The organism is Pseudomonas sp. S3_B08 (genome assembly GCF_054667725.1).
Window position 1 is genome coordinate 4,035,104 of record NZ_CP162750.1, and the last position, 14,879, is coordinate 4,049,982.

10 protein-coding genes and 1 pseudogene are annotated in these 14,879 nt (G+C 61.0%); 5 read left to right on the forward strand and 6 right to left on the reverse strand.

Annotated features, from left to right (window positions below; genetic code table 11):
* Positions 1–226 precede the first annotated feature (226 nt).
* The 5 genes and pseudogenes from AB4N73_RS18255 (at position 227) to AB4N73_RS18275 (ending at position 4,242) form a co-directional block, all read left to right on the forward strand.
* The gene (locus AB4N73_RS18255) at positions 227–877 is read left to right on the forward strand and encodes a DedA family protein (protein WP_095181915.1); all 651 of its coding nucleotides are present in this window, start codon (positions 227–229) and stop codon (positions 875–877) included.
* Between the two features lie 4 nt (positions 878–881).
* A pseudogene (locus AB4N73_RS18260) lies at positions 882–1,693 on the forward strand (M90 family metallopeptidase).
* Between the two features lie 112 nt (positions 1,694–1,805).
* Positions 1,806–2,333, forward strand: a complete 528-nt coding sequence (ppa, locus tag AB4N73_RS18265; protein WP_003205933.1) for an inorganic diphosphatase — start codon at positions 1,806–1,808, stop codon at positions 2,331–2,333.
* Positions 2,334–2,653: 320 nt separating this feature from the next.
* Positions 2,654–3,400 (forward strand): S24 family peptidase, encoded by a 747-nt coding sequence (locus AB4N73_RS18270; protein ID WP_041477707.1) that lies wholly within the window; start codon positions 2,654–2,656, stop codon positions 3,398–3,400.
* 407 nt (positions 3,401–3,807) lie between these two features.
* Positions 3,808–4,242, forward strand: a complete 435-nt coding sequence (locus tag AB4N73_RS18275) for a hypothetical protein (RefSeq protein ID WP_224789911.1) — start codon at positions 3,808–3,810, stop codon at positions 4,240–4,242.
* A 6-nt stretch (positions 4,243–4,248) separates the two neighbouring features.
* Here AB4N73_RS18275 and AB4N73_RS18280 read toward each other — a convergent pair whose 3' ends face one another.
* Genes AB4N73_RS18280 through AB4N73_RS18305 form a run of 6 tightly spaced genes read right to left on the reverse strand, consistent with a single transcriptional unit; the run spans position 4,249 to position 14,437 of the window.
* Complete coding sequence (locus tag AB4N73_RS18280; protein WP_460142394.1) at positions 4,249–5,061, reverse strand: YfaP family protein; 813 nt, start codon at positions 5,059–5,061, stop codon at positions 4,249–4,251.
* A gap of 3 nt (positions 5,062–5,064) precedes the next feature.
* The gene (locus tag AB4N73_RS18285; protein ID WP_460142395.1) at positions 5,065–6,684 is read right to left on the reverse strand and encodes a DUF2300 domain-containing protein; all 1,620 of its coding nucleotides are present in this window, start codon (positions 6,682–6,684) and stop codon (positions 5,065–5,067) included.
* Between the two features lies 1 nt (position 6,685).
* Positions 6,686–11,260 carry an alpha-2-macroglobulin family protein gene (locus AB4N73_RS18290; protein WP_460142396.1) on the reverse strand — a complete coding sequence of 1,525 codons (4,575 nt, stop codon included), beginning with the start codon at positions 11,258–11,260 and terminating at the stop codon, positions 6,686–6,688.
* Complete coding sequence (locus tag AB4N73_RS18295; RefSeq protein WP_041477701.1) at positions 11,257–11,907, reverse strand: DUF1175 domain-containing protein; 651 nt, start codon at positions 11,905–11,907, stop codon at positions 11,257–11,259. The genes AB4N73_RS18290 and AB4N73_RS18295 overlap by 4 nt, the downstream gene beginning before the upstream one ends.
* Positions 11,892–13,610, reverse strand: a complete 1,719-nt coding sequence (locus tag AB4N73_RS18300; protein ID WP_315435954.1) for a DUF2138 domain-containing protein — start codon at positions 13,608–13,610, stop codon at positions 11,892–11,894. The genes AB4N73_RS18295 and AB4N73_RS18300 overlap by 16 nt, the downstream gene beginning before the upstream one ends.
* A gap of 35 nt (positions 13,611–13,645) precedes the next feature.
* Positions 13,646–14,437 carry a YfaP family protein gene (locus AB4N73_RS18305; protein WP_095181922.1) on the reverse strand — a complete coding sequence of 264 codons (792 nt, stop codon included), beginning with the start codon at positions 14,435–14,437 and terminating at the stop codon, positions 13,646–13,648.
* Between the last annotated feature and the right edge of the window lie 442 nt (positions 14,438–14,879).

A 14,879-nucleotide genomic window follows, 5' to 3' on the forward strand; every position in this document is an offset into this window, starting at 1 on the left:
CCAACGGCTTCGGTGATGAGGGAGTTCGCTCCCTCGCCACGGCCACCTTTTCCCTGACAATTGCTCACTTCGCGACACTCCCCGCTACAAAACCGACGCGCTTTTCATCGCTCAGACCGTATAATCCCGATCTTTCCGGCTTGTAAGAAAAACTACACCCCGCTGTAGGCTTACACGAAGTCATCCGCACAGGCCTGCCGAGTCGGGCCGTCATACAGGTGCCCCCATGGATTTCAACCCGCTCGACCTTATCCTGCATCTCGATGTGTATCTCGATTTGCTGGTGAACAACTATGGGCCATGGATCTACGCCATCCTGTTTATGGTGATCTTCTGTGAAACCGGGCTCGTGGTGATGCCGTTCCTGCCGGGTGACTCGCTGCTGTTCATCGCTGGCGCAGTGGCGGCCGGCGGCGGCATGGATCCGGTGCTGCTCGGTGGCCTGCTGATGCTGGCGGCGATCATGGGCGACAGTACCAACTACGTGATCGGACGCACGGCCGGGGAGAAGCTGTTCAGCAACCCGAACTCGAAAATCTTCCGTCGCGACTACCTGCAAAAAACCCACGATTTCTACGACAAGCACGGCGGCAAAACCGTGACCATGGCGCGTTTCCTGCCGATCATCCGCACCTTCGCGCCGTTCGTCGCGGGCGTGGCGCGGATGCCGTACCCGCGTTTCTTCGGCTTCAGCGTGCTCGGCACCATCCTCTGGGTCGGCGGTCTGGTCACTCTGGGTTACTTCTTCGGCAACGTGCCGTTCATCAAGAAAAACCTCTCGCTGCTGGTGGTGGCAATCATCCTGCTGTCGCTGGTGCCGATGATCATCGGCGTGGTGCGCAGCCGGTTCGGCGGCACCAAAGTGCAATCGCACTGATCCGATGTGGTCACTGAGCGCCTGGCGACGCCGGCGCCTCTGGCCAGGCACCCGATTGCCGACGACCTGTGGCAACGGGTGCGCCATCAACTCTCCTTCCTCGACGGCATCAGCGCTGCTGAAGACCAGTGGTTGCGCGAAGCCTGTGTGCTGTTTCTCGACGACAAACACCTGACCGCCCTGCCCGGTGTCGAGCTGCATCAGGAGCAACGCCTGCTGCTCGCCGCCCAGGCGCAGTTGCCGTTGCTGCACCTCGGCGATCTGAACTGGTACCAGGGTTTCCACGAGATCGTGCTGTACCCGGACGACTTCCTGAGCCCGCAACGCCATCGCGATGCCAGCGGCGTCGAGCATGAGTGGGACGGCGAACACAGCGGCGAAGCCTGGCAACAGGGGCCGGTGATTCTCGCCTGGCCCGGCGTACAGGCCAGCGGTGGCTGGGAAGGCTACAACCTGGTGATCCACGAACTGGCGCACAAGCTCGATATGCTCAACGGCGACGCCAACGGCCTGCCGCCACTGCACACCGACATGCGCGTCAGCGACTGGGCCAAAGTGATGCAGGCCGCTTACGACGACCTCAACCGCCAACTCGACCACGATCCAGACGCCGAAACAGCCATCGATCCCTACGCCGCCGAGAACCCGGCAGAGTTCTTCGCCGTCACCAGCGAATACTTCTTCAGCGCCCCGGATCTGCTGCACGAGGCTTATCCACAGGTCTACTTGCAACTGCAGCTTTTCTACCGGCAGGATCCGTTGGGCAGACTGCGGCAACTTCAGGCCACAGACCCGGTCTATCAGGCGCACGACTAAGCTCTGCACGACTTCTGGTACGTGGCGTCGGCGTAGGAATATGCCTATAATCGCCGCCACTTTTTGGTCAATCCGGCCAAGTGTTTTTGGTCAACTACGGGGGCAACGCCCAATGAGCTACAGCAAGATTCCGGCTGGCAAAGACCTGCCGAACGACATCTACGTCGCGATCGAGATCCCGGCCAACCACGCGCCGATCAAATACGAAATCGACAAAGACAGCGATTGCCTGTTCGTTGACCGTTTCATGGCCACCCCAATGTTCTACCCGGCCAACTACGGTTACATCCCGAACACCCTGGCTGACGACGGTGATCCCCTCGACGTGCTGGTCGTAACCCCTTACCCGGTTGCTCCAGGCTCGGTAATCCGCGCGCGTCCAGTCGGCATCCTGAACATGACCGACGACGGCGGCGGCGATGCCAAAGTCATCGCAGTGCCACACGACAAGCTGTCGCAGCTGTACGTCGACGTGAAGGAATACACCGACCTGCCACCCCTGCTGATCCAGCAGATCGAGCACTTCTTCGCGAACTACAAGGATCTCGAGAAGGGCAAGTGGGTCAAGATCGAAGGCTGGGCCGGTGCAGACGCCGCCCGCGAAGCGATCACCAAGTCGGTTGCCGCCTACAAGGGCTAAGCAATTGCGCCTTGCGTGACGCTTGAAAAAACCCCGGATTTCCGGGGTTTTTTGTTATTGGCGTCTGCATAATCGACTCGGTTGTTCAGGTCGATGTAACTCGAAATACACCTTGGTCGGCCCCCTCTCCCCTCCGGGAGAGGGTTGGGGTGAGGGGCTCTTGAAAAAGCCCGACTAAACAAACCGTTTAAATTCCTACATGCAGTTTTAATCTGTTTAATTTCCCACAAGTACGTCTTACATCCCGTCGCAAAATACAGGCTTTTTTTGAACGCCCGGTTTATTCAAACCGCTCTAGTCCGGCCGTAGACTCCGTGTTTATGAGAAAGAACACTAGCGGTCCACGATTCAAGGCACTCCTGGAAGCAGCGAACATCAGCACCACGGATTTCGCAAGGTTCTGGGGCACGGAAGCCCAAAACGTTCATAACTGGTACACCCGGGGCGTCCCGGCGTATCGCATGGAAGAAGTCTCACGCCTGTTGTCGGTCAATAGTGAATGGCTGAAAACCGGGGAAGGCGTCAAGGAGGTCGCGCGCCTGCACCCACCCGCCAGCAATGGCGACACGTTCGATGCCCAGGCCATCTGCGGCGTCTACACCGTCATCAACCCCAGCGACATCGACCTGGCATTTTTCAAGGAAACCCCGATCGCCAACGGCGACGGTAAAACCCACGTCATCCTCGACCCCGACCAATCCCTGCGCCTGCCCCGCGCCCACCTCGATCAACTCGACATCCAGCACGCCAACGCCATCTGCGCGCACATGATCGGCAACAGCATGGCCGATCGCATCGAAGACGGCTCCATCGTCGCCATCGACCGCGGCCTGACCCAGGTCGTCGACGGCGAAATCTACGCCGTAGAGCACGACGGCATGCTGCGCATCAAATACCTGCACCGCATGCCCGGCAACGGCCTGCGCATGCGCAGCCACAACAGCGCCGAATACCCCGACGAGGTCTTCCGGCCAGCGCAGATCGAAGAGCAGCGGATTCATATTCTTGGCTGGGTGTTCTGGTGGTCGACACTGGGCAAGCGCCGGCCGGTGGTGCCGTTTCTGTGATTGTTTGCCAGAACCTGTGGGAGCGGGCTTGCCCGCGAAAAGGCCCTGACAACCGGTACAAATCCGGAGTTTGTAGCGCTTCAGTCGCTCTAAACCGCACTTGAGACTGGGAATCCAAAGCAAAACTCAGTATCCTGCGCCCCACATTCGCGCATCGACCCGCCCAGCGGCTCGGATGACGCCCGACGCGGCAGACCAACGTCTGACCAAGTCCCACAGCCGGACGCAGATCCGGATGTACGTTTTGAAGGCTGGCGCGGTTTACCAAAAATAAACCAAGCCAGTCCCCGAGAAGCCGGCCACAAGCCGGCTTTTTAATGCCTGCAAAAAGGCTACGCCTCTCGCTTGGAAGGAATCGAACAAGCTGGGCACTACAGTTCCGAAGCGCTTCACAAGGAAGTTAAAACGTGCGATTCACCCCTCGTTTCACACTGCTTGGACCGGTCATCCTGATCGCTGCGATGAGTTTTTATCTCTCAGGCTGCGTCGGTGCCATCGTGGCTTTGCCTGAGAAAACCACACTCAGAACTGACGAGTACAAAGCTCTAAGCGCTCGTTCGCTGACGCCAGCGATTACCCGAACCGCGCAATCAGCGCCTACCCGAGAATGGTGTGGCATCACGGTTTGGGCGTTGATCATTCCTGTTCCGCTGAAATTGCCCGTGTGTACTTCGTACTCCGAGCAGTCCTTTGGCAGCAACGAATCTGGAAATGAAATCGTTTTGCTCTATTCAAAACAAACGGTGCCGTCGCCGTTCTACGCCTGCGGCCCGTTCATGATGCTGGGGCCGATTGTGCATGGTTATCAGGGCAACGCGCTTTGCGGCGTTTTTCCTGATTAGCCGGATTCACGGATAACTGAACGACTTCACCAACGTCAACTCCCCCGCCGTCCGCATCGGCACTACAAACGTCTCCATCTTTTCGCTCGGCGTGCCTTCTTCAGTAATCACCGTCACCTGCGCTGTGGTCAGCGCCTGCACCGCTTCATCCCCACCTTCGTCATCCGCGCGATACCCGCCGCCGTAATAATTCACATACACCAGATATTGCCCTTTGATCGGCGCGGGCATGGCTGCGATTTCCGGGCCGTAGCCGGTGGTGACGTCGACGTCGAGGGCGGCGCCGTTGGCGGCGCTGCGGTTGCCGTACCAGATGTGGGCGCCGTCGGGGGTGACGAGGTGCAGGTCGAGGTCGGTGCCGTCGCTGTCCCAGGCCAGCAACACGCGCAATTTGGCCGGTGTGACGCCGGCGCGGGCGTTGAGGAATTGCGTGCGGTGGCGTTGCTGGCCGTCGGCGCTGCGCACTTCGACGCTGTTGCTGCCATTGGGGAAGGAGAACGGGCGATCGAAGCCGCCGGTTGGGTCGATTTTCAGTGGCATGCTGACGCCGTTGACGATCAGGCGCCCGGGTTCATTGTTCTTCGGCACGGCTTTGATCTGGCCGCTGATTCTGGCGGTATTGGCCTGGCCAAGCGGTGTGTTGACCGACGAGGCCGGGTAGTTGACGGTCTGGCGAAAGCTCTCGCCCTCGCCTTGCGGTGCGCCGCTGCGCCAGCCGCCCACCGGGGTGTCGAGTTTGACGCCATCGGCGGCGAACGCTTGCGGCAGCACGTTGAGGGCACAGAGCAGCAGCAAGACCTGTGGATAACGGAGTGTCATGGTCTATTCCAGCAAAAGGTGACGGGCGAGCCCTTCGATGTAGGTTTCATCCTGGCCGTTGGGGTGTGCTTCGAAGGCCAGGTGCAGATATTCGTGGGTCAGATCGAGGCGATCCTGCAGGCTCAGCACGCCGCGCACGTATATGCGCTGGCGTTCGCGGTCGACGAAGGGCCGGCCGAAGGCAAGTTTGCATACGGCGAAAGTGCTGACTTCGTTGTAGCCGGTTTCGCTTTCGAGCTTAGGACGCCAGCCGCGTCGCTGCTTTTGCAGCCAGTCTTGCGCGGCGGGTAATGCTTCGCAGGAGGCGACCGGGTTGTCCCAGCGGCTGAGGCTGGCGCGTGGATAGGAGTGCAGCAGAATAGCGTCGTAGCGCTGGCCGGCGTTCGCTTGCTCGACGGCTTGCTGCCAGGCGAGTTTGTCCGGGCCGGGCTGGTCGGAGTGATAGGTGACGGTGCTGCCGGCCAGTACCAGATCCGCCGTCCACGCCGCGATGTTGCGTGACTCGGCAGAGGCTGGACGCGGGGCGACGCGCTGGCGATTGCTGCTGTCGTCGATGCTCAGGCAGTCGCCGTTGCGCGTGGCGTTTTGCAGCAGATAAGTGCGGATCGCTACGGCCAGCGCCTTGGCGGCTTCGGCAGGTTCAGGTTTGGCTTCGCGCTCAAGGACACGGGCGACATATTCTTCGCGATCAAGCCTTGCGACGAGTTTGTCGTTGAGCAGAAACAATTCGCCATCGCTGTGGATGTCCAGCGCGTTGCCGTTGGCGAATTCGACGTGGTAGTCGCCGCGCAATGGCCCGGACGTGGCAACACGATCGCCGGCCAGAACTTTCGAAACCGGGTATTTCGAGAACAGCCCGACTTCCACACAACGCCCTGCGTCCGCTGGCCACGCCGTCGGCAACACGCTGGCCAGCGCCTGACCGTAATGCCGCAGAACCATTTGACTGGTACCGGGTCCACCCGCCCAGATCGGTGTGCCGTCGGCGGTCCAACCGGCGAATCCACCTTGCCGCGATTGTGCATCCTGGTCGCCGAGCCAACTCCAGGTTTTCACCCGCAGGCGCCCGCCCAACTCGCCGACGACATTGCCGTCCGCCGCGTTCAGCACGACATCGAGCAGCACGCGGCGCGTCTGATCCTGCGCTGGCAGCAATGCCAGAACGCTCAATAACTCGGCAACCGAAACCCTTGTTGCCGGTTGCACGGCTGGCAAATCCAGCAACCACGACGGTGCCTGCCGCGCCTGCCAATACGCTCGCCAATCCTTCGCTGCAATGCCCAACCGCGCGGGGTCGAAATACAGACCGCAGGATTTCACCAGTGCCTGATCCCGCTCGACCTTGCCGCCCGCCGAGCAGCAATAAACTTCTTCTTTGGACTGCCCGCGACATTCATAAGCCGGCTCCCGCGCACCGGTATCCACCAGCCAGGCGTAGACGAACAACTTCCACAGACTGCCCAGCGGCGCATCCAGCGACGCTGGCAACGGTTCGCGCTTGATCAGTTGCGTCTGATTCAACGACAACAACTCGCCCTGATAGGCCACGCGCAACGGCTCGTCCTGCGCTGTCGCCAGCGCAGGCATCATCCACATCAGCAGCCACAACAGCGGCCGGCGCATGTCAGTTGACCGTGACCTGACCGAGGGCAGCTTTCGCCTCCTGGGCCTGATGCTGCGGCGCATACACCTGCTTGAAGCGTACCGGCGGCAGGTTGAACTGGCCCTTCTGCGAGAAGCGCACCAGATGGCGCAGGCGCAATTCGCCACTCAGCGCATCAACCGGCACCGCGTAAGCCAACTGACCCGGTTCAAAGCGCGCCTTCTCCAGCGCGGTCGGTTCGGTGCCGTCCTTGCCCTGCAATTTGATGCCCCACGTCGTGCGCTCGACATCCGCGCCCGGTGGCAGCGGCACTTCAAGCATGCCGTAGCGCAGCGGTTTCGGCGCTTTGCTGGTGAGGATCACCTCGTCCAGGTACAGGCTGTCGCTGGACAACGGTTTAGTACCGACCGGCTCGAGTTTGAAGGTAAACGCTTCGTCGCCCGGCACCAGCCGCGACAGACGCCGAGTGACGCTCACGGCCATCGGATCGACCTGCGGCTGTTGAGTCTGAAAGCTCAGCGCTGCACGCAACGGCCGCTCTTGCGTGCCGGACACGCTCAGTACGTTCGGCAAAGGCGTCGCGCCTTGCCATGTCCAGTACATCTCGCCGCTGGCGCCGTAGTTTTTCTTCCAGCCCTCACCCGGCATCAGCGCGATGGTCGGCGAGGCCTGAGCGATGCTGCGTTGCAGCCAGGTCAGCGCCAGTGCACGTTCCAGTGTCGATTGCTGCGGCAACAGACGTTGCAACAACGCCGTCGCGCGAGCCTGATCGAACGGTTGCAGCGACAGGTTCAGTGCTTCAACAAAGGGCTGCGAGCTGACGGCCAGACGTTGTTGCGCTGCACCCAGTTGCCGATTGAACGCCTCCGGCAAAGCAACTTTCGCCTGCGTGGCCAACGATGCAGTGAGTACCCGCGCCGTCGCCAGACCAAGTGCCGAATCCGGGTCGTTCATCACCAGACTCTCCTGGCCGTCGTCGAGCAAGGTTTCGGCACTGCCTTCACCGGCCTTGACCAGATCGTCGATCAGACCGCTGAGCAGGGTGTTCACTGGCAGCTGCATCTGTTTGGCGAACGACAGAATCAGCGCCCGTTGCAGCAATGGCGTATTCGGCGCTTGCTTGGCATAAACCTCCAGCACTCGCTGCCAGTGCTCCGGCGGCAAGGTCAGCTCGAGTACGCGGCTGGCGTTCCAGTCGGCGTAGTAGGCATAGGCGGTGAGAAATGCATCCGGCTCGCCGTCGTAGCCCCACCAGGTGAAGCTCGCCGACGGCCCGGCCATTTGCACCAGACGCAGACGGCTGTTCTGCATGATCAGGCGCAAGCGATCGCGAATCTGCGGGTTCGACGCCAGCGATGGATAAGCGATGCTCAGCGGCAGCAAGCGACTGGCCGTCTGCTCGACGCCGCCGTACGGGTAGCCGAGCAGATCATCGAGGGCGGAACGGAACAGCGCTTGCGGACTGTCATCCAGACGCAGGCGGATATCCGTGGCATCCGCCGGCAAACTCAACGGCGTATCGCCGCTGACAACGTCGAGGCTTTGGGTCTGGGTGACCTGCCAGCCTTCACCGGTGGCACTCAAGCTCACAGCCAGGGCATCGGCGACTTTGCCATCCTGCACAAGCTCCGCCGTCCACTCGCCAGAGGCCAAAGCGAACGCCGGCAGTGGCAGGTAATTGATGCCGCTGTTCAGGGTCACCGGCGAGCGCTGTTCGGCGCCGGCATAGTGCGTGACCAATTCAGCCTTGACCGGTTTCTCCGCCTGACTGAAAGCGAACACGCCCAGTTGCGGCTGATCGCCCTTGCGGAATTTGCTCGGCCCGCTCCACTTCAGGTACAGCGGTTTTTCCGAACGGACGAACTGCTTCTTCTGCCCGACCTGACCGTCATCGGCAATCGCCCGCGCGGTGATGCGCCAGCGGGTCAGCGAGTCCGGCATCTTGAAGGTGAAGCGGGTTTTGCCGTCGGCGCCGGTCAACAACTCCGGCTGCCACGCAGCGGTGTCGACGTCTTCACGGCGCGGACGCTCAAGCACCTTCACGCCCCGTTCGCTGCGATTGGCTTTACCCGGGGCGCCGGGGCTACCCGGCAATGCCACGTCGTAGCTGATGAATGACAGGCTGGCACTGGTGCGCACGTTGTTGCGCCGAGGGTGATAGAAGAACTGGTCGATGCTCGGCGCGACTTCCGGTTGCAGCGCGTAGACCATTTCGTCGACCACGCTGACCGTCAAGTGTGCCGGAACCGCTTTGCCGGCGAACTGCGTGGTCAGGTCGACCGTGACCGTATCGCCCGGCAGGTACACCGCTTTGTCGGTGCTGATCGCCACGTCGATTTGCGGCGCGACCACTTTGATCCCGGCGTTCTGAAAGCTGTACTGACCGCCCTTGGTGTAGAGCACGGAGAAGGTCAGGTTCGGCGCAAAGTTGTCTTTCACCAAGATTCGCGCGCGGTACTGAGTGTCGCTGAGTTTTTCCAGTTTCAGCCAGTCGCCGCCCTTGGCCAGCAGCGCAGTGGCCTCGACCTTGTCGCGCTCCAGCGACAGCAGTGCGTCGCTGACCGGCTCAGGGAAGGTGATCAGCGCCAGCGCTTCTTCGCCCGCCTTGTACTCGGGCTTGTCGAGGACGATTTCCACTGTGCCCGGCACCGCTTTCACACCGTCGCCGGTGACCGAATGGCCGGTGGCGCCGAGGACGCGACCGTGTTGATCCTTCAGCGTCAGGTTGTACGTGCCCGGACGTTCGAAGGTCATGCTGAAGCCTTTGTCATTCGCCGCGAGTTTGCCCTCGCCTGTGCTCTGGTCTTCCAGACGCACCCAACCATACGTGCTTGGGGTCACCGCTTTGCTTTGCTCAGTGCCGCCCTCGTTGGCGTAGCTGAAGGCAACCTTGTCACCGACGGCACTGAAGCGTTGCGGCGCGCTCAAGCGAAAACTCGCCGCGCCACGGTCGATGAGGATTTCCTTGGTGGTCTTGACCCGATACGCCGCGCCATCGCTGGCGAACACGGTGAGCATGTAGCGGCTCGGTTTATCGGCTGCCGGCAAATCGAGGGTCGCGTTTCCTTTGCTGTCGGTGGTCAGTTCGGTGCTGGTTAGTTCCACCGGGAATTGCCCGAGGTATTGCAGCTCGTTGTCGACCATCGACAGTTGCTGGGCGCGCAGGCTCAGGCTCAATTTGGCGTTGGCCACCGGTTTGCCGTCCGGATAGAGCAGCACCAGATTGCCTTTCACCGGCTCACCGGTGCGGTAATCCTGCTTGGCCAGATTCAGCGAGATTTCGAAATGCGGCTTGATGTATTCAGCGACGCGGAAAGCACTGCTGTAGGCCTGATCCTTGTAGTTGAAACGGATCTCGTAACCACCGGCCACGGCGTTATCCGGCAACTGGAAGCGACCCTGGGTACCTGCTTTCGAATCGAGCTTCAGATTGAGGGTTTGCAGTTCGGTCCCCGTGGCATCAAGCACGCTGACACTGACATCCGCCGCGCCCGGCAGCACCGAATCACGGGCATTCTTGAACTCGCGACCGACGATTTTCAGCGACACCCAATCGCCCGGACGATACAGCGGCCGGTCGGTGAAGGCATACAGTTTGGTGTCGTAGATTTCGCTGTCGTAATAGAAGTTTTCCGAGACGAACACGCCGCCCTCTTCGTCCTCGCCAATGACGAACGAACGCTCCGGGCTGACGTGTTTCAGACGTAGCAAACCATCGGCATCGGTAGCACCGCTGCTCATTACGCCAAGGCCATCGGTCCACAGCACGTTGACCTTCGGCACCGAGCTGCCTTCGTGTTTGCGCGCGGCCCAGACCAGCAGTTCATCGCCGGCAATCTTGCTTACCGCGACGGTGTTGGAGACGAACACCATGGTGGTCGCGCGGTACTTGCCGATCAGCGCTTCGACCAGATACAGCCCAGGCTTCAGGTTGCCCAGCGGGATGTACACGTTGCCCGGTGCGACGCTGACAAAGTCGCTGGACGAGCCGGCCAGATTGACCCCGGCCGGCGGCTGAATCGGCTTGGCCTGCCACAGTGGATAACGGAACTGGCTGACCACCGGCAGACCCGGGATCAGCGCGAATTGCGGCTGCGCGTCGTACGGCGTCGGCGCGGCCATGGTCTCGCCCATTTTCAGCTCCGGCACTTCTTCGGTGACCTGCTTGCGCGACTCGTAGGAGAACGCACGCTGCATCACCCGGCGGGATTTGCGATACCAGTTGTCCCACAGATACGCGAGGGTGTTGGACAGACCTTCGCCCTTGAACTGGCCGTCACTGACGACGCGGTGCAGGTTCTTCTGGCGCTTGAGGAAATCCAGCGGCTTGTCGATGCGATACACGCGAATGTCGGCGCCGCCGTACGGTTCCATGCGAAAGCGCCGGTAGTCACGACCCGGGGCTTCGAGGCGGACCATCGCCGGCTCGTCGCTGGCAAAACTGCTGTCGGCGAGCAGGAAGAAACTCTCACCGGCCACCGGCGTGTAATTGCTCGGCTCCACCGAGTCTTCGGCGTTGACGCAGGAAAACGGCAGCAACAACGCCAACAGCAAAGAAATTCGCGAACAGATACGCAACATGCGGGCACCGGTCATTGGGAGAGAAAGTTCAGTCGATAGACGCCGATGAAGTTGGGGTTGGCTGCGTCGGGTATCCATCGGGTGTCCTTCCATGTCATGAGTTGCTGCAGGCTTGCCGAACGCATGCCGTTGTCAGTTGGGGTGGTGGTGCCGGTGTGATAGGCGATGTAGCGGCCCATCCAGATCATCAGGTGCTGATCGTCGCCCTGATCGAAAAACATCAGGTCGCCGGGCCGCGCCTGCGCCACATCGCGGCCGACCAGGTGGCTGTTGAACTGAATCAGTTTGATCGCGTTGACGTACGGCCCGACCTTGCCGCCGCCCTGCTGCCACTGTTGCGCGAGCTTGCGTTGCTCGTTGCTCAGCGTCAGTTCCGGCGGCAGGTAGCGATTGGACAGACCATTGCTGCGCAGCCATTTGTCGTCGTGGACTTTCAGCGCTTCGTTGGCGGCAAAGCGCACCAGGCCGGCGCAGTCCTGCTGATACCAGCGCGGGCTTGGGCCTTGGCTCAATTGCTCTTGAGCAATACGCACAAACCAGGCGCGAAACACCTGGGATTGCGCCGGGTCGAGCGCTGGCGCTTCAACCGCACGGGCGCCTGCGCTCAGCAGCAAAGCAAGCAAGCCGAGGCTGCGGATCAGTGCGCTCACAGCGCCTTCCATTCCAGCGGCAGCCATTGCCAGTGGCCGTCAGGCTCACTGCCTTCGGGCAGGGTCAGGGCATATTTGCCGTAGCCGCCGAGGGTGCGCAGTTTCGGCATCAGGTAGGTTTGCGCGGCGTTGTAGAACACCGGCTCCATGTCCTGCGGCAGGCTGTCGAGGGTTTCGCGCTGCATCAGTTGCGCCATCGCGTCCGGGCCGAAGTAGATCGGCATCAGTACGTCTTTTGGCAAAACGTCGGCCATCGGCGGGAAGCGCTTGTCGAGGGTGCCGAGGGCTTTGTCGACGAGTTTGTCGTCGAGGGAAAACAGCAGCGTCGAGCCGTGACGGGCGAGGCTGACTTTCATGAACGCCTTGCCGGAAATCGCCTCCGGGTTCTCGGCGGTCTTCGCCGCGTACGGCCCGAAACTGGAACTGACCTGACGCTGCCAGACGTGGCTCTGGCCTTCCTGCTTGTCGATCACCGGGAATACGCTTTCGGCGACATTGGCTTCGAACGCGCCGACCATCGAACCGAACAACTTGCCCAGATCACCATCAAGCTTGCTGGTGTCCTCGTCTTTGAGGCTGGCGACCAGCAATGGCGTGTACAGCCGCGAATCGGCGTACCAGCACAGGCCAGCCGCGCCAGCGACGTGTTCGGTGAGGGTCTGCGCCACCGCTTCTTCAGCGCCGAGTTTGATCAATATCGGCTTCTGCGGTTCGGCCGCCACTGGCAGGGTCACGCAAGCGCTCGCCCCCAGCGGCATCGCTTGCCAGACCGGTTTGAAATCGAAGTCCGGCTGGTTTTCCAGCTCATCCATGGCCAGATAGCTGTGCCAGCCCTTGTCGTCCATGTCGAAACGCAGCCCGGCGAAATTCGGGATGAAGCGCTGATAGCCCATCGCGAGCACGCTGGAATTGACCGACAGACGCTGCTTGGTTTCCGGGCTTTTCGCCGGCAAGCCGAACGCTTCGGGGAAAAGTTTTTCACCGTTGAGCAACGCCGCCAGCGCTTGCGCGGAGACGCGACCCGATTCTTCCGAGACGCCGCTTTCCGGGTCGTAGTACTTGGCTGGATTGGACAGCACCACCAGTTTGTCGCCGCGCGACGCAAACAGCAGCGATTTGCTGGCGTTGTAGCTGAGTTGATACAGCGGCACTTCGTCGCTGCCGACTTTGAGAGTGCCGAAGATGCTGAGCTGGGTGTCATCCAGCGCCACTTTCGCCAATGGCTCGAGCAGCTTGGCCAACCCGCCGCGATCCATCACCAGCAGGAAATCCTTCAAACGACCATCGGCGCCACGCCACAGCGCAACATCGGCCGGTTGATCGAAAAGCTGCTCGATCAGGCTGTCCTGCAACTTCAGGTCATGCTCGTAGATGATCCGCCGCAGGCTGCCGATCAGGCCGAGGCGATCGGCGTGGGTTTCGTAATAGAAGACGAAATCCTCGGTAAGCGTGGCCTTGAGGAACGGCACCGTCAGCAGGTCCTTGGGCAACTGGCTCAGTGAACGGGTTTCGAGCAAGGCATCCGGACGGCCGAGGCCGAGCTTGTCACTGGCAAGTGCCGCCGGCGGCGCTTTGGGCTTGAGCAGCAGCCAGCCGAAACCGCCCGCCACACCGGCCACCAGGCACAGGCCGAGGCCGAGCACGACCAGCGGCCAGCGCCGCGAAGGTTTGGCCGCCGGTGTCGCGGCAGCTGGAGTCACAGTGTTATCGCTCATGTTCACAACATCCGAGTTCATCCGTGGCGGGATGCTTAATAGTTGAAAGTCTTGACCAGCAACAGATCTCCGATCGCCCGCAGGGGCACGATGAAGGTTTCGCGTTTTTCGTCGACGGTGTTTTCGTTGAGCACCAGGGTGATCTGCGAGGTGATCACCTCGTTCTGATTACTGGTTTCCTCGAAGTTATAGCCACCATCGCCGTAGTTGCCCCAATAGTTGACGTAGACCAGATACGTGCCGTGCAGCGGCGCGGTCATGGTGAACATTTCCGGGCCGGGGCCGTCGACACCATCCGGGTCGAGGCCGCCGCCATTGCTCAGCGCCGGCCGTGCCCAAAAGGCATGCTGACCGTCGGGGGTGACAATATGCAGATCCAGCTCGGCTTTCGGGTCGTCCCATCCCAAGACAAGACGAATCTTCGCCGGCGTGCGCAGATTATTTGCTTCATAAAATTGCACGCGCTTGAGCGACTGGCCCTCGGCGCTGATCACTTCGACGCTGTTGGAGCCGGCGCCGAAGGCGTAGGGCCGGGCAAAACGCCCCTGATCGTCGGTGTACAGATTCAATGGATTGCCGTTGACGGCGAGGCTGTGCGGCGGACGCATGTGCCCGAGGGCTTTGAGCTGGCCCTGGATCATCGTGCGATTGCGCTGAATGCCGCGATCGATCGGCGGCGTCGGGTAGGCGACCTGCGGATTTTCCGAGCGATCGAGCAAGCCGTGATAACGCCAGCCGCCGACTGGCTCGGACAATTGCGCAGTCGGCGCGGCCCACAGCACAGGCGCGCAGGCGAAGCCGATCAGCAGCAAAAGAAATGAACGCATGTGGCGCCTCCTGCCATGCCTTGAACGAAACCTTGCACCCGATCCTCGGTACTTCACAGCGGTGAACTGCGTTTCGTCTGAATGCCCCGCAACTGTCGGGGCCGTAGAAGCCGCGAAGATTAGCGATTCGGCAGTTTTTTAACAATCGGATACATGTGTGATTGCTGTAGGAATCTCGCTTTCGAGAGGGTGTGAGCCGAATAGCGAAGTTATTCGGCTCATAAAATGAGCCGAATAAGCCTCAGCCCCGAAACTTCACATTAACTTTGTGACGAGGGGGTTTATCCCCGCTCGGCTGCGCAGCAGTCGTAAAACCGGCGACTTCGATTTTCCTGGGAGTATCGGTTGTCTGGTTTTAGGGTTGCTATGCAACCCAGCGGGGATAAATCCCCTCGCCACGGGGTCATGTGCGCGGCTTTGGGTGGGGCGCCTCATTTGCCCA